The organism is Streptomyces sp. NPDC104371 (assembly GCF_055583785.1).
This window is the reverse complement of sequence record NZ_JBVJNF010000003.1, coordinates 526,172-545,144: the sequence shown is the minus strand read 5'-3', so window position 1 is coordinate 545,144 and position 18,973 is coordinate 526,172. Positions and strand designations below refer to the sequence as shown.

Here is an 18,973-nt window from a genome sequence, read left to right as displayed (position 1 = left end):
CGGCTCCGGCGCCCGCCGCACCATGGTCACTCCCCTTGGGGTACGACCGCGACCGGGCACCGCGCGTGGTGCAGCAGCGTGTGGCCCACTCGGCCGAGCTGGATGCCGAGGTGGCTGTGGCCCGGCCGGGATCCGATGACGACGAGGTCGGCGGCGGCCGAGCGCTTCACCAGGACGGTACGGGTGGACCCTTCGGCCGTGGCGGGGCGCACCCGGACCGTGGGGTGGTCCGTCATCGCCTGCCGGAGCAGGGCGTCGAGGTGGTCGGCCGCCTCCTGCTCGTGCCGGTGCGCCGCCTCCGCCGCGGACACGGCGAGATCGGTGCTCTCGTAGGCGGGGCGGCGCCAGGCCCGTACGACGTCGAGGACGCACTTGCGCACCTCGGCCTCGCGGAAGGCGAAGCGCACCGCCGCGCCGCCGGTGTCGGGCTCCCCGGCGCCCAGCAGGATCCGGTTGTGGTCACCGGCCAGGCCCGTCCGGTCGCCACGGACGACGATCACCGGGCAGTGGGCGCGCGCGGCCACGGCCAGGCTGACCGAGCCGAGGAGCAGCCCGGTCAGTTCGCTGCGGCCCCGGGTGCCGGTCACCAGGGCGAAGGCGCGGCTGCCTTCGTGGAGGAGGGCGGTCACCGCTTCCTCGGGGAGGATGTCCGTGCTGAGCCGGACGGCGGGGTCGCGGCGGCGGGCGCGTGCCGCGGCGGAGGCGACGATCTCCTCCGCCATGTCCTTCTCGGTGGCGGCGGGTCGCGGGTCGCTCGACGCGGTGGCGCCTTCGTAGCGTTCGCCTTCGTAGCGTTCCCACAGGGAGGCGTGCACCAGCCGGAGCGGGAGACCGTGCCGGGCCGCCTCGTCCACCGCCCAGTCGACCGCCGTGAGGCCGAAGCCCGATCCGTCGACGCCCACGACCAGGGGCAGCTCCATGCCGTCCACCGCCTTTCGCAGGGCTGCGGAGTCATCGGACACGTCTTCAGGGTCGCGATCCGTCTTCACGGTCGCATCCGTGGCGGGGTGGCAGGAGGGGCGGTTCGGCCCCCGGCGGGGACCTTCGGCCCATGCGGGGCGAGCGGTGCCCCGCGGGAGCGTGGGGGTGGATCGGCTGGTGGTTCGGGCGTTCGCGTGGTGTGCTGGAGGTGACGGGAAGGACCCGGAACTGGCGCGGGGAAGCGGCCGACAGCCGCGCACCGCGCAATCGGGATCCGCGAGAAGCGGATGGGGCCCTTCCCGCCGTGCGGCGACGCGGGCTCGACACCGCGTCCTCGTACGAAGGGACACGAGCGATGGCGTCTGTCACGACCATGACCGCGGCTCTCCCGGCCGAGCACCGCGAGCGGCTGATGAGCATCGCCCGCGAGGTCTCCTTCGAGGCGGGCAGCCGGGTGTTCGAGGAGGGGCGGCGTGCCGACCGGTTCTGGATCGTACGGACCGGGACCGTGGCCCTTGATCTGCATGTGCCCGGCCGCCGGGCCGCCGTCATCGACACCCTCGGGCGTGACGAACTGGTCGGCTGGTCCTGGCACTTCAAGCCCTATGTGTGGCAACTCGGCGCCGAGGCCACGAGTCCGGTGCGGGCGTACGAGTTCGACGCGGTGGCCGTACGGGACTTGTGTGCAGAGGCCCCGGAGTTCGGCCGGGCGATCGCCCTGTGGGTGGGGGCCGTGGTGGCGCACCGGCTCCAGGCGGCCCGTACCCGGCTGCTCGACCTGTACGCCCCTTACGGCAGCGGCGACACGGCCTGACCGCGCCCCGGCACCGGCCCCTGCCGGTCGTCGTCCCGTCGTACGCCCTCGACCCCCGTGGAGGAGACCGTGCCCGGCACCCCGCACCTCGTGAGCGACGTGATGACGCGTACCGCGGTCGCCGTCGGCCGTGACGCCCTGTTCAAGGACGTCGTCCGGCTGATGGAGCAGTGGCAGGTCAGCGCCCTTCCCGTACTGGAGGGCGAGGGCCGGGTGGTCGGTGTCGTCTCCGAGGCCGATCTGCTGCCCAAGGAGGAGTTCCGCGACAGCGACCCGGACCGGCACACCCAGCTTCGGCGTATGTCGGACCTGGCGAAGGCCGGGGCGCTCACGGCGGGGGACCTGATGTCCTCACCCGCGATCACCGTCCACGCCCACAGCACCCTCGCCCAGGCCGCCCGCATCATGGCCCAGCGCAAGGTGAAACGGCTTCCGGTGGTCAACGACCAGGACATGCTGGAGGGCGTCGTCAGCCGCGCGGATCTGCTCAAGGTGTTCCTGCGGCCGGACAAGGAGATCGCCGACGAGGTGCGGCGCGACATCGTGGACGTCCTCTTCCCCGCGCCCGTGGAACCCGTCCACATCATCGTCACCGAGGGCGTCGTCACCCTCACCGGCACGATCCGGGAGGCCGCCCTGATCCCGGTGACCATCCGCCTCGTACGGGGCGTGGAGGGCGTGGTGGACGTGGACTGCCATATCTCGCCGACCGGCGAGGGGTGAACCGCTGGGTGTCAGCCGGGCGTCCGGCGCCACCTCGGCTCGACCAGCTCCCACTCGTGGTCCCAGTCCGCCATGCGCTGCCGTTCCAGGCGCGCGCGGACCAGCCGCCCGCAGACCAGCACGCCGCCCGCGGCGCTGAGCCCGACCAGCGCGCCGACCAGCCTCGCCTCGGTCCGCGTCTGCTCCGCGGTGGCCGGGCGGGGCACCATCTCGCCGGAGCGGTCCGTCCACAGGGTGACCGGGGCACCCGCCGTCAGGTCGGGGTCGACCCGGGTCACGGCCGTGCGCGGGGAGCCGTCCGGGGCCTTCCAGCGCACCTTCGCCCACGCACCGCCGTCGGTGTAGACGGCCTCCGCCTGCGCGCCGGTCGCCGCGTCCTGGGTGAGTACGGCCGTCACCCGGTGCGTCCCGGCGCGGCGCGCGGCGAGCCCGTGTTCCACCGCCACCGTCGTCGCGAGGCCGCCGAGCACCCCGGTCAGGAGAGCGACGAGCCAGGTGGTGAGGACGATCCAGCCCTCCACACGGTCACTGCGGCGCCTGAGCGGATTGGCCCGCCACCGCCACAGCCATATCGCACCCGTCCTGCGAGGTGTCATCCGCATCGGCCGTCACCTTTCTGCCAGGTCGGGATCGAGGTCCGGGCGGCGGGGCGGGCCCATGAGCGCGCAGTCCACGTCCACCACGCCCTCGACGCCTCGCACCAGGCGGGTGACGACGGGCACGAGGGAGGTGTCCCGGACCCGGCCGGTGAGCTTCACGATGCCGTCGCGCACCTCCACCCGGACCGGCTCCAGCGGGGCGGGGACGAGGGAGGCGACGATGTCGTACCGGATCTCCTCGGCGATGTCCTCGTCGTCCCGCAGGAACACCTTGAGCAGGTCGACGCGGCTGACGATGCCCAGCAGCGCGTCGTCGTCGCCGACCACGGGCAGCCGCTTGACCTTGGCGCGGGCCATGGTGCGGGCGGCCTGGGCCACGGTCGCGTCGGCACGGACGGTGACGGCCGGCGCGCTCATCAACTCCCCGGCGGTCACGGCGTCGGCCTTGGCGAGGTGGGCGAGCCGCTCCAGATACTCGGCGGTGAGGCGCTCGGTCGAGCGGACCCGGGTCCGGGGCAGGTCCGCGTCCTCGACGTCGCGGAACTCCTGCTTGCGGAGCAGGTCGGCCTCGGAGACGACCCCGACGACCCGGTCGTCCTCCTCCAGGACGGGCACGGCGCTGACCTTCCACTGCCGCATGGCCCTGACGATGTCCTTGAACGTCGCGGTGCGGCGGAGCGCGACGACCTCACTGGTCATGACATCGCTGACGAGGTGGGGGGTGCGGTGCATGGTGTGTCCTCCGGTGGGGCTCAGAGGGGGACAGGTGCGGTGGGGGACGGGGCGGTGGGGGATCAGGTGCTCTCGGGAAGCCAGCGTGGGGGCACCGACCGGGCGGGAGCTTGGGCCGAGTGGCCCCGCCCCGCGTTCCGACCGGCTCTCGTTCGAACAGGCGGCGTCCGGCAAGCGTAGCCCCGCTGCCCCCGGGGTCGCAGGTCACTCGTGCGGGACCACCACGACCGGCGCCACCGCGTGGCGCAGTACCGCGTGCGTCACGGGGCCGATGTGCGGGCCGACCGGCGCCGGGCGCCTTCTGCGGCCCACGACGACCAGTGAGGCGTCATGGGAGGCGTCCGCCAGATGCGAGCCCGCCGTGCCGATCACACACTGTTCGATGACCTCGACGTCGGGGAACTTCTCCCGCCAGGCCCGCAGGGCGGTGACGGTGACACGGTCCGCCGGGTGTCTGCGGCCCTGGACGACGCGCAGGGGCACGGCCCGGCGGGAGGCCGCGTCGAACGCGAACCCGAGGACCGCGTCGTGCGGATCGCGGAGGTCGAGCCCGACGACGACGTCGTCGTGCGGGGCCGCGGCGGCGGAAGGATCGGCCATGTCCTCGTCCGTGGCGGCGAATCCGGCGCGTACGAGGACGACAGGGCGCTGGGCGCGGGCCACCACGGCGCGGGCCACGGAACCGAGCAGCAGCCCGGCCGCCCGGCCCGGCCCGCGTGTGCCGAGCACCATCAGCCGGGCCTCGTCCGCGACGGCCGACAGGGCCGCGGCGGCCGGTCCGGGGACCTGGTGGACGGCGACCGGGAGACCGGGGTGACGGTCCATCAGCGAGGCCCGGACGTCGAGCAGCAGGTGCGCGGGCCGAGGGACCGACTCGTGGTCGTACGGGGGTTGGTCCCCGGCGTGCACGATCCTCAACTCCGCTCGGCTGAGCAGCGCTTCACGAGCGGCCCAGTCGACCGCGGCGAGGCTCTCGGGCGAACCGTCCAGACCGACGGCGACGGCAGGGGACATGAGTGGGCCTCCTTCGATGACACCCTCACTGTGCTGTTCCGGGGGCCGGGACAGCAGGGCCCGCAGGTCCCGATGTGCGGCCGATCGGCCCTGGGCCGGGCGTACGACGGCCGCGCGCCCTCCTGTTGAGGACCGCGCGGACCACCTCACGAGGGTGACGGCGGTCGAGTCGCGGGGTGGCGGCACAGCACCGACGATTGGTCTCGAACGTGCCCCTGCCCGAAGGAAGAGCCCATGCCCTGCCGTTCCTCGGTCCGCACTCCCCCACCGCGCCCTCGCGCTCCGCTGTCGGCCGCTGTGGTCTGCGCTCTTGCGGCCGTTGCGCTGACCGGGTGCGCCCATGGCGGTCAAGCCCCTTCGCCCACCGAGCGGCCCACTCCCCCGAACACGGCATCGTTCAGCGGGGAAGTGCCGTCCGCGCTGGCCTCCTCCGCGTCCGCCGCGATCTCCTCCGCGAAGGCGAGGGCCTCTTCCGCCGAGGCCCGCGCATCGGAGTTCGAGGCGTCGGTGTCCGCCCAGTCGGCCCACGCCGCCGCGGCCGCCAAGAAGGAACTCTCGCATGTGCACGGCGGGGGGAACGCGCACGCCGACGTCAGTATGAAGGGCCTGCCCAAGTCCCAGACCGGGGGCGTGCTCGCGGTGCTGGTCACCATCATGAACAAGACCCACCACAAGGCCAGTTACGCCGTGCAGATCGACTTCGAGAACGCGGACGGCCGGGTGCTGGAGACGCAGTACGTCGGTGCGGAGAACCTCGCGCCCGGCCACAAGGCGCAGCCCGTCGCGTTCACCCGCCAGCCCGCCGAACCGCCGCTGACGCCCCGCCTCGTCAAGGCCCAACGCTACTGAGCCGACGGGCCGTTCTGCCGCCGCGTCACCCGGACGGGTTCGTGAGGTCGCGGCACGCGGAGAGCCGGGCGAGGCTGGATCCGCGCCTGTGTCTGTCGGCGCAGCGCGGCCGACACAGTGGTGTGCGGCGAGGGCCGCACGGTTCAGGAAGGTGGCGGCATGACAGAGACGCCAGGCAGAGCGCGACCGGGCCCGGCGCCCGCCGACCCCGGTCGGGTGCACGGGGTGTACCGGTTCGCCGGGTTCATGCTGGAGTTGAGCGGTGTGCTCAGCCTCCTCCAGGGCGTCTCCGCCGTCGCACGCGACACCCTGTACGGCGGGACACCCCCGTACGAGTACCGCTTCGACCTGACGGCCTGGGGCTGGATCCATCTCGTGGTCGGTGTCGCGCTGATCGTCGCGGGGCTCGGCGTCCTGACCGGCAAGGCATGGGGCCGGGGTGCCGGTGTGGCCGCGGCGGCGGTGAGCCTGATCACCCAGTTCATGTTCATCCCGCACTATCCGCTGTGGTCGATCAGCGTGATGGCCCTGGACCTCATCACCATCTGGGTACTGAGCAGGTTCCCTCCCGACTTCAACCTGGGACGGCGCTGACCTCCTTCGGTGCTCGCGCGCGGCTCAGGAGGGCAGATCCACCCCGTACAGGGTTCGCCCGCCCACGAGTTGACGACCCGTCACCAACTCGGGCCGGATGCGTACGAAGACCTCCTGCGGCGAGGGCGCCCAGGACTGCGGGCCGGTCCGGGCCAGTCGCGCGCACGCGGCCGGGTCGGTCACCACCTCGGCGGCGCCCGTGACGACCACGCTCCAGCCGGACTGCGCGCTCACATCGATCTCGTCGGCCTCGAAGGCGACCACCGAACCGTCGATCGCGCGCACCAGCTCCGAGCGCGCCGAGATGCGCACCACCACCGAACCGTCGTCGTCCAGACGGAAGTTCAGCGGCACGACCGCGGGCAGGGCCTGGCGCGTGTGGACGATACGGCCGACGGGGACCTTCGCCAACAGGCGCAGGCACTCGGCGCGTTCGAGTTCGCGGAATCCGTCGTTCGGGTACATGTGCCAGTCCGTCTTCCGTCGGTTACGCGGGCTGAACCGCGACGAGTTCGTGCTGCTCGCCGCCCAGGACCACCTTGAGCGCGCCGGTCTCGGCGGCATGGGCGAAGACGTCGTACGCCTCCTCCAGCCGGTCCAGCGGGAAGGTGTGGGTGACCAGCGAGGCGGTGGGCAGTCGGCCGGCGGCCGCCATCCGCAGCAGCGTGGGGGTGGAGGAGGTGTCGACCAGCCCGGTGGTGAGCGTCAGGTTCCTGCTCCACAGGGACTCCAGATGGAGGGTGACCGGCTTGCCGTGCACCCCGACGTTGGCCAGATGCCCGCCGGGGCGCACCAGGCACGTACACAGCTCGAAGCTCTCGGGTGCGCCGACCGCCTCGATGGCCACGTCCGCGCCGAGCCCGTCGGTGAGGTCGCGGACCAGGTCCTCGGGGGCCTCGCGGGCGTCGGCCACGGCGTCGGCGCCGAGCTGTCTGGCGGCCTCCAGCCGGGGCGTGGCCAGGTCCACGGCGAGGATGTGCCGCGGGGAGAGCAACCGGGCCGTGGCGATGGCCGCGAGCCCGACGGGGCCCGCCCCCACCACGACGACGAAGTCCCCGGGCCGCACCCGCCCGCCCAGCACCCCGACCTCGAAGGCGGTGGGGAAGATGTCGGCGAGCAGCACGGCGTCCTTGGCCTCCAGCGCGCCGGGCAGCGGGTGGACGGAGAGGTCGGCGAAGGGGACACGGACGTACTCGGCCTGGGTGCCGTCGATGAGATGGCCGAGGGTCCAGCCCCCGCCGCCGCGGCACTGGCTGTACGCCCGCTCCCGGCAGGGGGAGCAGCGGCCGCAGGCGGTGATGCAGGAGACCAGGACGCGGTCGCCCGGCCGGACGCCGTGCACCTCCCGGCCGGTCTCGACGATCTCGCCGACCGCCTCGTGCCCGAGGACGGTGCCGGGGGGCACGTCGGGCACGTCGCCCTTGAGGATGTGCAGGTCCGTACCGCAGAGGGTGACGACGTCGACGCGCACGATCGCGTCGGTGGGTTCCTCGATCGTGGCGTCGGGCACGTCCTGCCAGGCGGACTGTCCGGGGCCGTGGAAGACATAGCCCTTCATGACGGTCTCCCCTTCCTCTCCCCGTGGGCCCCGAATTCCTCGGGCTTCGCTACGGAGCGCCGCCGAACGCCGGTGGGGCCGGGCCTTCGGCGCGACGCCGGGATTGCCCTGCACGGTCCAGCTTGTCCGAGCACCCGGTGGCGCGCTTGGGCCGGTCGGCCCCCATCACCCGGCCGGACGGGGTCCAGGGCCGGTACGCCTGCCCGCCGGGCGAACGACGGGCGGGCGGCACCGGGGCGCGGTGCAATGGGAGAGCGGGGCGCGTGTCGCCGTACCGGCGCGCCCGCACGCGCGGGACCACGAGGTACGGCTCTGTCGGCGCGGCACCGGAAGGCGGAAGGCGGGGCGTGCGGTGAACGAGACGGTGTCCCTCGGGCGGATCGCCGGTGTGCGCGTGGGTGTGCACTGGAGCGTGCTGGTCATCGTCGTGCTCATCGCCCTCGGGCTGGCGCGCGGGCGCTTCCCGCTGGCCCACCCCGGGCAGTCGACCGCGGCCTACTGGGCGCTGGCCGTGCTGACCTCGCTGGTGTTCCTCGCCTCGCTGCTCGCCCATGAACTCGCGCACGCGATCGTCGCGCGCCGCAACGACGTGCAGGTCGACGGCATCACGCTGTGGATGCTGGGCGGTGCCGCCCGGCTGCGCAACGAGGCGCCTTCGCCGGGCGCGGAGCTGCGGATCGCCGCGGTGGGGCCGCTCACCAGTCTGCTCCTGGGCGGGGTGTTCACCGGTCTCGCGGTGGGCCTGGACGCCCTGCGCGTGCCGGGTCTGGTGGTGGAGGCCGTGGCCTGGCTCGCCGCGATCAACATCCTGCTGGCGGTCTTCAACGCGCTGCCCGCGGCTCCGCTCGACGGCGGACGGATCCTGCGCTCGTTCCTGTGGCATCGCAGCGGAGACCGGCTGCGGGCGACCCGTGGCGCCTCGGCCGCGGGGCGGGCGCTGGGCTGGTTGATGGTGGCCGCCGGGCTCGCGGCCGTGCTCCTCGGCGGCAGTCTCTCGGGGCTGTGGGCGGCTCTGGTGGGCTGGTTCCTCATCGCCGCCGCGACCGCCGAGGCCCGTCAGGCGGAGCTGCGGGGCGTCCTGCACGGCATCCCCGTCAGCCGGGTCATGACGCACTCCCCGGTCACTCTCCCGGCCGCGGTGACCGTCGCCCAGTTCCTGGCCGAGGCCCCGTACGGCCGCTACCGGCACCCCGCGTTCCCGGTGGAGTCGGCCGACGGCCGGGTGGCGGGGCTGGTGACCGTCGAGCTGATCAACCGCGTGCCCCCGCAGGTGCGCGCGACGACCACGATCGGTGACGTGATGCGCCCGCTGTCCGAGGTGGAGACGACCGGCCCCGACGACATGGTCATGGACCTGCTGCCGCGCCTGGACGCGAGCACGGACCGCAGGGCGCTCGTCCTCGACGCGGAAGGGCGGCTGATCGGCATCGTCACCCGCGACGACATCGGCCGGATCGTGACCTGGCTGACCGCGGCCGGCCGCACGCAAGGCTGAGACGGAACCGGAGTGATCGCCCCGCTCGCCGTGGGCGGACAGGTTCGGGCGATGTGGGGTATCAAACCGACGTTCCCCTTGCGCGGGCACCTCGGTTGCGCTGAGATGGCGCGTCTTGTCGGTGAGCCGGGGGGCGGGAGGGGAAGTGAGCGACGTGGCCGAGACAGTGCCCTGTCCCACCCACGTGGTGGGACAGCAGAGGTGCCGGTGTGGTGCCCCGATCGGCGTGGGCGGTCCGGGCGCCGCTGAGGAAAGGTTTCGCGGGCTGCTGGAGGCGGCGCCCGACGCCATGGTCATCGTCGACGACACCGGCACGATCCGGCTCGTCAACGCCCAGACGGAAGCGCTCTTCGGCTACCGGCGCGACGAACTCCTCGGCCACCCCGTCGAACTCCTCGTCCCCGGCCGCTTCCGCGCCCACCACACCGCCCACCGGGGCGCGTACGCCCGCAACCAGCAGGTACGGCCCATGGGCGCCGGACTCGACCTGTACGGGTTACGCAAGGACGGCACCGAGTTCCCCGTCGAGATCAGCCTCAGCCCCCTGGAGACCTCCGACGGCCTCCTCGTCTCCGCCGCCGTACGCGACGTCAGCGAACGCAAGGCGGCCGAGGAGCGGATCAACGAGCTGGCCGCGCTGGTCGAGTCCTCGCAGGACGCGATCCTCGCCAAGACCCTCGACGGCCGCATCACGTACTGGAACGCGGCGGCCCAGCGGCTGTACGAGTTCACGGCGGAGGAAGCCCTGGGGCGCCATGTGTCGATCCTGGCGCCGCCCGACCGGGGGGACGAGATCACCGCGCTCCTCGAGCGGCTGCGCCAGGGGGAGAAGGTCGAGCACTTCGAGACACTGCGCGTCACTCGTTCCGGTGAAATGCTGGACGTCGATGTGACCCTGTGGCCGACCCGCGCTCCGGACGGCGAGGTCGTCGGAGCGTGCGCGATCGTCCGGGACATCAGCGACCGCAAGCGCGCCGAGGCGGAGCTGACGGAGCTGTACGAGCAGCAGCGGCACATAGCTCTCACACTGCAACGCAGCCTCATGGGCACACCGCCAGCCATCCCCGGCCTCGCCACCGCCAGCCGCTATCTGCCCGCGACCCAGGGTGCCGGGGTGGGCGGCGACTGGTTCGATCTGATCCCGCTGGGCGCGGGGCGAGTCGGCGTCCTGATCGGCGATGTGATGGGCCGCGGGCTGGAGGCGGCGGCCGTCATGGGCCAACTCCGGTCCGCCTCGCACGCGTTGGCCAAGACGGGGTTGCAGCCACGTCAGTTGATGCAGGCCCTGGACACCGTCGTCGCCGATCTCGAGGTCCCGGACCAGTTGGTGACCTGCTGCTATCTGATCATCGCGGCCGACGCGGGAGAGGTGACGATCTGCTCCGCCGGGCACCTGCCCGTGCTCGTCGCCGTCCCCGGCGAGGGCGCCCGCACGCTCCCCGCTCCCGTGAACGCGCCCCTCGGCGTCGGCGGTGTCATCTACGAGCAGCGCCGCGCCACGATCGCGCCGGGCGCCACCCTCGTGCTCTACACGGACGGTCTGGTCGAGACCCCGGGCAGCGACATAGAGGACCAGGTGAGCCAGCTCGTCACCACCCTCGACCGGCTCGCCACCGCGACCCCCGATCTGGAGGCGGTGGCCGACCATGTCCTCGCGACCATGCTGCCCGACGCCGACGGCCACGACGACGTCACGCTCCTGCTGACGCAGTTGCCCGCCGCCCCGCTGGCCACGGCCGGCGCGGAACTGCCCGCGGCGGCGGAGTCCGTACCGGCGGGCCGTGCCTTCCTCGACCGGACGCTCGACGCCTGGGGGTGCGCGGCCGTGCGGGACGACACCCGGCTGCTGCTCTCCGAGATCCTCACCAACGCGGTGCGGCACGCGCAGGGCCCGATCGGTCTGCACGTGTGCCGTACCGACACCGATCTCACCGTCGAGGTCAGCGACCACAGCCCCCATCTGCCCGAGCCGCGCCTCGCGGCCGAGGACGAGGAGTCGGGGCGTGGCCTGCTCCTCGTCCGCGCGCTGGCCGACGACTGGGGCGTACGGCCCACGGACGGCGGGAAGACGACGTGGTTCAGCCTCAAGGTGTGAACGCCCTCAAGGTGTAAGGGACTTGAAGAGGTGCGGGACTTGAAGGGGTGCGTCACGCGTCCCAGGACCAGTCCGCCACCTCCGGCATGTCCGTCCCGTGCTCGCGGATCCACGCGTGGTGGCGGGTGCGGGCGTCGACCATCCGCTGGCGTACGTCCGCGGCGCGCACGGCCAGGCCGGGTACGCGGTCGACGACGTCCATCACCAGCCGGTAGCGGTCGAGGTCGTTGCGGACCACCATGTCGAACGGCGTGGTGGTGGTGCCGGACTCCTTGTAGCCGCGCACATGCAGATGTTCGTGACCGGTGCGGCGGTAGGCGAGGCGGTGGATCAGCCACGGGTAGCCGTGGTACGCGAAGATGACCGGCTTGTCGGTGGTGAAGAGGCCGTCGTACTCGAAGTCCGTCATGCCGTGCGGGTGTTCCTCGCGCGGCAGCAGGCGCGTCATGTCGACCACGTTGACCACGCGGACCGCGAGGGAGGGGAGGTGGCGGCGCAGCAACTGCGCGGCGGCGAGCACCTCTTGGGTCGGTACGTCACCCGCGCAGGCCAGCACCACGTCCGGCTCGCCGCCGTTCTCGCTGCCGGCCCACTCCCAGATCCCGGCGCCGCGCGCGCAGTGCACGCGGGCCTGGTCCATCGAGAGCCAGTCGAAACAGGGCTGCTTCCCGGCCACGATCACATTGACGTAGTCCCGGCTGCGCAGGGCGTGATCGGCCACGGACAGCAGCGTGTTGGCGTCCGGCGGCAGGTAGACGCGGACGACCTCGGGGCTCTTGTTGAGGACGTGGTCGACGAAGCCCGGGTCCTGGTGGGAGAAGCCGTTGTGGTCCTGGCGCCACACATGCGACGTCAGCAGGTAGTTGAGGGAGGCGATCGGGGCGCGCCACGTCAACTCCCTCGATGTCTTCAGCCACTTGATGTGCTGGTTCACCATCGAGTCGACGATGTGGACGAACGCCTCGTAGCAGGAGAACAGCCCGTGGCGGCCGGTGAGCAGATAGCCCTCCAGCCAGCCCTGGCAGAGGTGTTCGGAGAGGATCTCCATCACCCGGCCGTGCCGGTCCAGGTGTTCGTCGACCGGCAGGGTCTCTGCCTGCCAGGCCTTGCCGCTGGCGTCGAAGACGGCCTGGAGCCGGTTGGAGGCGGTCTCGTCCGGACCGACGAGCCGGAAGTCCCGCCGGACCGCGGTGTCCCGCATGATCTGTTCGAGGAGGTCGCCGAGGACTCGGGTGGGCTCGTGCAGGGTGGCGCCGGGCTTGTCGACGGGCACCGCGCAGGTGTCCAGGGACGGGACGGGCAGATCGCGGACGAGCAGGCCGCCGTTGGCGTGCGGGGTGGCGCCCAGCCGCTTGGCGCCCGCGGGGACGCAGGCCAGGACCTCGGGGCGGGGGCGGCCCTCGGCGTCGAAGAGTTCCTCGGGCCGGTACGAGCGCAGCCACGCCTCCAACTGCCGTAGATGCTCGGGGTTCTCGCGGACCCCCGGCAGCGGCACCTGATGCGCGCGCCAGGTGCCCTCGACCGGCTTGCCGTCCACCTCCGCCGGTCCGGTCCAGCCCTTCGGGGTGCGCAGCACGATCATCGGCCAGGGCGCGCGGCCCTTCATCTCCCCTTCGCGCGCGGTGCGTTGCAGCAGGGCGATGCGGTCCAGCGCGGTGTCGAGGGCTTCCGCCATGGCGCGGTGGACCTGGGCGGGGTCGTCGCCGGTGACATGGAGGGGCACATGGCCGTATCCCCGCAGCAGCGCGTCGAGTTCGGGCTCGGGGAGGCGGGCGAGCACGGTCGGGTTGGCGATCTTGTATCCGTTGAGGTGGAGGATCGGCAGGACCGCGCCGTCGTGGACCGGGTCGAGGAGCTTGTTCGAGTGCCAGGAGGCGGCCAGCGGTCCGGTCTCCGCCTCGCCGTCGCCGATCACACAGGCGACCACCAGATCGGGGTTGTCGAGGGCGGCGCCGTAGGCATGGGCGAGGGAGTAGCCGAGTTCACCGCCCTCGTGGATGGAGCCCGGGACCTCCGGCGCGACATGGCTCGGGACGCCGCCGGGGAACGAGAACTGCCGGAACAGTCCGGCCATCCCCTGCGCGTCGCGGGTGATGTCCGGATACGTCTCGCTGTAGCTGCCCTCCAGCCAGGAGTTGGCGAGCACGGAGGGCCCGCCGTGTCCGGGGCCCCAGACGCACAGCGCGTCGAGGCCGCGCGTCCTGATGACCCGGTTGAGGTGGGTGTACACGAGGTTGAGCCCGGGTGAGGTGCCCCAGTGGCCCAGCAGTCGCGGCTTGATGTGCTCGGGCCGCAGCGGCTCGGTCAGCAGGGGGTTGGACAGCAGGTAGATCTGCCCGGCGGCCAGGTAGTTCGCGGCCCGCCAGTGGGCGTCCAGGGTGCGCAGTTCCTCGTCGGTCAGTGCGGTGCCGCGGTGGTGTTCGGCCTTGGCCATGGTGACTCCACAAGTCGTCGACGGTGCTCATCGGGCACGGCAGGTGTCCGAGCCTGCCATACGGGGCGTACGTCGGCCTTCCGACGTACAGCCGACCGGCAGTTGCTCAGCCGACCGGCAGTTCGGGCCGTACGAGCGTGCCCGATCTGCCGTGGACGATGTCGTACGCCGCGTCGAGGGCGCCGATCGCGGCGAGGCCCCCGGTGCGCTCGACGAACTGCGCCGCCGCCTGCGTCTTGGGGCCCATCGAACCGTCCGGGAACCGGCCGCCGCGCAGTTCGGTGGGGGTGATGTCGATGACGGGCCGCTGGTCCGGGGTGCGGTAGCCCTCGTAGACGTAGGGGACGTCGGTGAGGATGAGCAGGAAGTCGGCCCTCAGGTCCTCGGCGAGCAGCGCCGCGGTGAGGTCCTTGTCGATGACGGCCTGCGCACCGCTCAGCGCCCCGGTGACGGGGTCGGCGACGACGGGCACACCGCCGCCTCCGGCGCAGACGACCAGCGTGCCCGCGGTGAGCAGGTCACGGATGGTCTCGGTCTCCAGGACCAGTTCGGGCGCGGGCGAGGCGACGACGCGCCGCCAGCCCGTGGTGTCACGGGCGATGTGCCAGCCGTGCCGACGCGCGAGCGACCGGGCGAGTTCCGGGGAGTACACCTGGCCGACGAACTTCGACGGCCGGCGGAAGGCGGGATCGTCCGCCCGTACGACGGTGTGGGTGACGAGCGCGGCGACCCGGCGCTGCGGCAGCGCGTTGTGCAGGGTGCGGACCAGCAGGGACCCGATGAGGCCCTCGGTCTGCGCGCCGAGCAGGTCCAGCGGATAGGGGGCGCGCAGCGTGGGGTCGGCGGCGCTCTCGACGGCCAGCAGACCGATCTGCGGGCCGTTGCCGTGGGTGATGACGATCTCGTGATCACGAGCCAGTGCCGCGAGGGCGGTGGACACCCGGTCGATGTTCGACCGCTGCACCTCCGCGTCGGGGCGCTCGCCCCGGTGCAGCAGGGCGTTGCCGCCGAGAGCGACGACGATGCGCATGGTTTCAGTCCTCCAGAGGAACGGGCGGGGACGGCGGACAGCGAGCGCGTCGACTTCACGGGGGGCCTGTTCCGAGGCGCCCGCCGTTCGTCCGGAGGGCGGCGACTCGGAACAGACCCTCCGGGATGCCGGTGGCCGCCGGGCGCCGCCGTCCCCGTGCCCCGGCGGGCACGGGCGTCGGCCGGGTGCGGAGGGGACGGCCGCACGAGGAGCCGGTCCTGGACACGATCTTTCTGCGCCCCCGTCACCTGCGGAACGGTCCGTGCGTCCCTGGCCTTAGGGCCGTTCGGCCCTACCGGAGCAGGGTCACACGCCGTTCCATGGAGGCCGCTCCGCCCGTCGCGCGAGGCAGCCGCCCCGACCGCGAGACCTACTGAGGCAAGGCCCCGACGGAAGACTGCCATGCACACCGAGAACCCCGACCACGCCGCCGTGAAGCCCCGTCACAGCGTCCGCATCGACGCCGCGGAGGCGCTGCGGCTGTTGGGGGAGGTGTCCCTCGGCAGGCTCGTCTTCACCCGGCACGCGCTGCCGACGATCCGTCCCGTCAACCACGTCCTGCACGACGGCGAGCTGGTCATCCGTACGCACGAGGGCGCGGCCCTGACCTCCCGGGCCCGGGAGACGGACGGCCGGGGTGTCGTGGTGGCCTACGAGGCCGACTCGATCGACCCGGTCACCCACCTCGGCTGGAGCGTCGTGGTCACCGGCTACGCGCTCCCGGTGACCGATCCGGACGAACTGTCCTACTTCCGTTCGGTGTTGAGCCCCTGGGTGGACGGGACCATGGACCACACGTTCCGGATCCGCCCGGACCTGGTCACCGGCGTCCGGCTCTGCCCGCCCCCGGGGGAATGACCCCCTGACCCCGAACCGCTGAGGCCGCCCCGCCGCCGGTCAGGCGTGCGGGACGACGGCGACCGGGCACTCGGCGTGGTGCAGCAGGGCGTGCACGACGGAACCGACGTGCGCACCGAGGTGCACCTCCCCCGTCCGGCGCCCCACGACGACGAGGCTGGCGCGGGCGGAGGCGTGGACGAGTTCCACGGCGGGCCGCCCTTCGATGACGGTCTCGGTCACCGGGACGTCCGGGAACTTCTCGCGCCAGGGGCGCAGCATCGCGACGAGGGAGTGCTCCTGCTCGGCGAGCGGTTCCGGTTCGGGCGCCGGGCCCGTACGGCCGATGGCCACGTGGGCCGGCGTGCGGTGGGCGTGGATCACGCGCAGCACGGTGCCGCGCCGCCGGGCGGCGTCGAAGGCGAACCCGATCGGTTCGTCGGCGGGCTGCCCGACGTCCAGGCCGAGGACGACGTCGAGGTACGGGATCTCGGGGATCTCGTGGGGGGAGATGCCGTCCGGGGCGGGCAGGTGTTCGTCGACGAGGGTCTCCCCGGCGCGGACGAGCACCACCGGGCGCGGGGACCGGGCGACGACGCGCTGGGACACCGAGCCGACCACGAACCCCGTGAGGGGGCCGAGCCCGCGGGAGCCGAGGACGAGGACCTCCGAGTCCTCGGCCGCCGCGAGCAGGGCGGTGACCGCGGCGTCGCCCGTCAGCACCTCCTCCAGCGGCAGCTCGGGACGCGCGGCACGGACACTGCGGACCGCCCGTTCGAGGGTCTGCTCCGCGAGCGCGCGCCAGGTGGGCTCCACCTCCAGGGCGGGGCTCGGCTGCGGCAGCCAGGCGTGCACGAGACGCAGCGTGCTGCCCCGGCGTACGGCTTCCCTGGCGGCGAAGTGGGCGGCGGCGAGACTCTCGTCGGACTCGTCGACCCCCGCGGTGACGTACCGGACCATGCGGCGCACCTCCTGTGTGCAGGCTCTTCCGTGGTCGAGCCTCCTTCACGGTACGGCTCCGTGTGCAGGGCCGCACAGACTCATCAGGAGGGGCCGGGTGGCCCATGGCCCGTGCCGGGGCGCGGGGACACGCTGAAGAGGTCGGGTCCCGATGCATCAGGAGGTAGTGATGAACGCTCCGACGACGACCAGCATGCTGCGCGCGCTGCCCGCCGAGCACCGCGAGCGGCTGATGCACACCGCCCGTGAAGTGTCCTTCCCGCAGGGAGCGCGGCTGTTCGAGGAAGGAGGGCGCGCGGACCGCTTCTGGATCATCCGCACCGGCACGGTCGACCTCGACATGCATGTGCCCGGTCGTCGCGCCGCCGTCATCGAGACGCTCGGCCGCGATGAACTCGTCGGCTGGTCCTGGCTGTTCGCCCCGCACGCCTGGCACATGGGCGCCGAGGCGACGACGCCGGTACGGGCGTACGAGTTCGACGGGGCGGCGATCCGCTCGATGTGCGACGACGACCCCGTCCTCGGCCTCGCGGTCGCCCAGTGGGTGGGCGGTATCGTCGCCCACCGCCTGAACTCGGCCCGGACCCGGCTGCTGGACCTCTACGCCCCGTACGGCAGCGGGCGCTGACGCAGCCGGTCGATTCGTACGCGATCCGTACGTGAGGTACGGCGAGGAGATGTCATGCACGGCGGTCCGCTCATCGTCAGCGACGTCATGACCCACACGGTCGCCGCCATCGGGCGCGGCGCGTCCTTCAAGGAGATCGTGCGGATGATGCAGGACTGGAAGGCCAGCGCCCTGCCCGTCCTGGAGGGCGAGGGCCGCGTCGTCGGTGTCGTGTCGGAGGCCGACCTGCTGCCCAAGGAGGGGGTCCGCGACGGCGAGCCCGACCTGGTCGAGTCCGGGACGGCCGGATCCGGGACGGACGACTCCGGAGCGAGCAGCGAGAGCAGCCCCTTCGCCCGGCTGCACGGCCACACCCCGCTCGCCAAGGCCGACGCGGTGACGGCGGGCGATCTGATGACCGCCCCGGCGGTCACCGTCCGCGCGGACGCGACGCTCGCGCAGGCGGCACGGACCATGGCACGCGCCCGGGTCAAGCGGCTGCCCGTCGTGGACGACGTGGGCATGCTGGAGGGCATCGTCAGCCGGGGCGATCTGCTGAAGGTGTTCCTGCGCGGCGACGAGGAGATCGCGGAGGAGGTCCGGCGGGTGCTGGGGTCCTACTGCCCCGCGCCGCTCTCGGCCGTGAGCGTCGCTGTGGAGGACGGCGTCGTGACCCTCGGCGGCCACCTCGAGGACACCTCGCTGGTGCCCGTGGTCGCGCGGCTGGCGCGCGCCGTGGAGGGCGTCGTGGACGTGGAGTTCGACCTCGCGGACGAGGCGGCCGGGACGGCGTAGCCGGGACCAGCCCCAGGTGGGAGCACCTGCGAGGAAGCACCGAGGTACCGTTGGGGCCGGTCGGCCCTAGTGCCTCCGGTCCTCGGCAGGTGATGATCGCGGCATGGGCGGTCCGCAGTCCGCTCTCCACCGGAAACGAGAGGTCCTCATGGCCGAGGCACGCACCTTCAGCGAGCAGAACCCGATTCGGGTGTTCCTGCTGGACGACCATGAGGTCGTACGACGTGGCCTGGCCGATCTGCTCGACGCCGAGCCCGACATCCAGGTGGTGGGCGACGCCGACACGGTCGAGCACGCCCTCGCCCGCGGCCCGGCGGTGCGCCCGCACGTGGCCGTCCTCGACGTCCGCCTCCCGGACGGCGACGGCATCACCGTCTGCCGTGAGCTGCGCAGCCGGATGCCGGAGCTGGCCTGTCTGATGCTGACGTCGTTCGACGACGAGGACGCGCTCCTCGACGCGATCATGGCCGGTGCCTCGGGGTACGTGCTCAAGCAGATCAGGGGCTCCGACCTGCTCTCGGCCGTGCGCACGGTCGCCTCCGGGCAGTCGATGCTCGACCCCGCGACGACCGCCCGGCTGATGCGCTCGCTGCGCGCGGACACCACCGAGCAGCCTGCGATGGCGCCCGAACTGGCCAGCCTGTCCCCGCGCGAGCGGGACATCCTGGCGCTGATCGGGGACGGGCTCACCAACCGGGAGATCGGCAAGAAGCTCTACCTGTCGGAGAAGACCGTCAAGAACCACATCTCCCGCCTGCTCGCCAAGCTCGGTGTCCAGCGCCGGGTACAGGCCGCGGTCCTCGCCTCCCAGCTCGAACCGCCGGTCTCCGGGTGACGTCCGGGTGACCCAGCCCTCTTAGGGTCATCAGGGTCCGCGAGAGGCCACTCGGCCCCTGCTCGCGTCCCTCCCCCGACG

Annotated in this window: 19 protein-coding genes; 10 read left to right on the top strand and 9 right to left on the bottom strand. The window is 72.8% G+C overall.

What is annotated here, in order from left to right:
• Positions 1-26: 26 nt before the first annotated feature.
• Complete coding sequence (locus ACZ60T_RS13165) at positions 27-920, bottom strand: universal stress protein (RefSeq protein ID WP_469666084.1); 894 nt, start codon at positions 918-920, stop codon at positions 27-29.
• A gap of 356 nt (positions 921-1,276) precedes the next feature.
• On the opposite strand from ACZ60T_RS13165, the gene ACZ60T_RS13160 reads away from it, so the two are divergent.
• On the top strand, positions 1,277-1,735 hold the full coding sequence (locus tag ACZ60T_RS13160) for a Crp/Fnr family transcriptional regulator (RefSeq protein WP_365626876.1): 459 nt from the start codon (positions 1,277-1,279) through the stop codon (positions 1,733-1,735).
• Between the two features lie 102 nt (positions 1,736-1,837).
• A complete protein-coding gene (locus ACZ60T_RS13155; protein ID WP_469666083.1) occupies positions 1,838-2,458 on the top strand; it encodes a CBS domain-containing protein in 621 nt (206 codons plus the stop codon).
• A gap of 11 nt (positions 2,459-2,469) precedes the next feature.
• Here ACZ60T_RS13155 and ACZ60T_RS13150 read toward each other — a convergent pair whose 3' ends face one another.
• From ACZ60T_RS13150 to ACZ60T_RS13140, 3 genes are all read right to left on the bottom strand, one after another.
• Positions 2,470-3,060: an Rv1733c family protein gene (locus tag ACZ60T_RS13150; RefSeq protein ID WP_365626870.1), complete on the bottom strand. Its 591-nt coding sequence runs from the start codon at positions 3,058-3,060 to the stop codon at positions 2,470-2,472.
• Between the two features lie 6 nt (positions 3,061-3,066).
• Positions 3,067-3,789, bottom strand: coding sequence for a CBS domain-containing protein (locus ACZ60T_RS13145; RefSeq protein ID WP_365626867.1), 723 nt, complete (start codon positions 3,787-3,789; stop codon positions 3,067-3,069).
• Positions 3,790-3,993: 204 nt separating this feature from the next.
• The gene (locus tag ACZ60T_RS13140; protein WP_469665923.1) at positions 3,994-4,803 is read right to left on the bottom strand and encodes a universal stress protein; all 810 of its coding nucleotides are present in this window, start codon (positions 4,801-4,803) and stop codon (positions 3,994-3,996) included.
• Between the two features lie 408 nt (positions 4,804-5,211).
• Between ACZ60T_RS13140 and ACZ60T_RS13135 the strand changes: the two genes are divergently transcribed.
• Both ACZ60T_RS13135 and ACZ60T_RS13130 read left to right on the top strand, forming a co-directional pair.
• The gene (locus ACZ60T_RS13135) at positions 5,212-5,652 is read left to right on the top strand and encodes a hypothetical protein (protein WP_365626861.1); all 441 of its coding nucleotides are present in this window, start codon (positions 5,212-5,214) and stop codon (positions 5,650-5,652) included.
• 159 nt (positions 5,653-5,811) lie between these two features.
• Positions 5,812-6,246 (top strand): DUF7144 family membrane protein, encoded by a 435-nt coding sequence (locus tag ACZ60T_RS13130; RefSeq protein WP_365626858.1) that lies wholly within the window; start codon positions 5,812-5,814, stop codon positions 6,244-6,246.
• A 24-nt stretch (positions 6,247-6,270) separates the two neighbouring features.
• On the opposite strand, the gene ACZ60T_RS13125 is transcribed toward ACZ60T_RS13130, so the two are convergent.
• The gene (locus ACZ60T_RS13125; RefSeq protein ID WP_365626856.1) at positions 6,271-6,711 is read right to left on the bottom strand and encodes a pyridoxamine 5'-phosphate oxidase family protein; all 441 of its coding nucleotides are present in this window, start codon (positions 6,709-6,711) and stop codon (positions 6,271-6,273) included.
• A gap of 22 nt (positions 6,712-6,733) precedes the next feature.
• Positions 6,734-7,804, bottom strand: a complete 1,071-nt coding sequence (locus ACZ60T_RS13120) for an alcohol dehydrogenase catalytic domain-containing protein (RefSeq protein WP_469665922.1) — start codon at positions 7,802-7,804, stop codon at positions 6,734-6,736.
• Between the two features lie 352 nt (positions 7,805-8,156).
• On the opposite strand from ACZ60T_RS13120, the gene ACZ60T_RS13115 reads away from it, so the two are divergent.
• Entirely contained in the window at positions 8,157-9,299 is a 1,143-nt protein-coding gene (locus ACZ60T_RS13115; protein WP_469665921.1) for a site-2 protease family protein, read from the top strand.
• Positions 9,300-9,525: 226 nt separating this feature from the next.
• The gene (locus ACZ60T_RS13110; RefSeq protein WP_469665920.1) at positions 9,526-11,394 is read left to right on the top strand and encodes a PAS domain S-box protein; all 1,869 of its coding nucleotides are present in this window, start codon (positions 9,526-9,528) and stop codon (positions 11,392-11,394) included.
• A gap of 52 nt (positions 11,395-11,446) precedes the next feature.
• On the opposite strand, the gene ACZ60T_RS13105 is transcribed toward ACZ60T_RS13110, so the two are convergent.
• The gene (locus tag ACZ60T_RS13105) at positions 11,447-13,828 is read right to left on the bottom strand and encodes a phosphoketolase family protein (protein WP_469665919.1); all 2,382 of its coding nucleotides are present in this window, start codon (positions 13,826-13,828) and stop codon (positions 11,447-11,449) included.
• 106 nt (positions 13,829-13,934) lie between these two features.
• Positions 13,935-14,858 carry a carbamate kinase gene (locus ACZ60T_RS13100; protein WP_365626841.1) on the bottom strand — a complete coding sequence of 308 codons (924 nt, stop codon included), beginning with the start codon at positions 14,856-14,858 and terminating at the stop codon, positions 13,935-13,937.
• A gap of 402 nt (positions 14,859-15,260) precedes the next feature.
• Between ACZ60T_RS13100 and ACZ60T_RS13095 the strand changes: the two genes are divergently transcribed.
• Positions 15,261-15,716, top strand: coding sequence for a pyridoxamine 5'-phosphate oxidase family protein (locus tag ACZ60T_RS13095; protein ID WP_365626838.1), 456 nt, complete (start codon positions 15,261-15,263; stop codon positions 15,714-15,716).
• A 39-nt stretch (positions 15,717-15,755) separates the two neighbouring features.
• Here the strand turns inward: ACZ60T_RS13095 and ACZ60T_RS13090 are convergent, their stop codons facing one another.
• Positions 15,756-16,655, bottom strand: coding sequence for a universal stress protein (locus tag ACZ60T_RS13090; RefSeq protein WP_469665918.1), 900 nt, complete (start codon positions 16,653-16,655; stop codon positions 15,756-15,758).
• Positions 16,656-16,824: 169 nt separating this feature from the next.
• Between ACZ60T_RS13090 and ACZ60T_RS13085 the strand changes: the two genes are divergently transcribed.
• The 3 genes from ACZ60T_RS13085 (at position 16,825) to ACZ60T_RS13075 (ending at position 18,892) form a co-directional block, all read left to right on the top strand.
• Positions 16,825-17,283: a cyclic nucleotide-binding domain-containing protein gene (locus ACZ60T_RS13085; RefSeq protein WP_365626832.1), complete on the top strand. Its 459-nt coding sequence runs from the start codon at positions 16,825-16,827 to the stop codon at positions 17,281-17,283.
• A gap of 54 nt (positions 17,284-17,337) precedes the next feature.
• Entirely contained in the window at positions 17,338-18,057 is a 720-nt protein-coding gene (locus ACZ60T_RS13080) for a CBS domain-containing protein (protein ID WP_469665917.1), read from the top strand.
• Between the two features lie 148 nt (positions 18,058-18,205).
• On the top strand, positions 18,206-18,892 hold the full coding sequence (locus ACZ60T_RS13075; protein ID WP_365626826.1) for a response regulator transcription factor: 687 nt from the start codon (positions 18,206-18,208) through the stop codon (positions 18,890-18,892).
• The last annotated feature ends 81 nt before the right edge of the window (positions 18,893-18,973 follow it).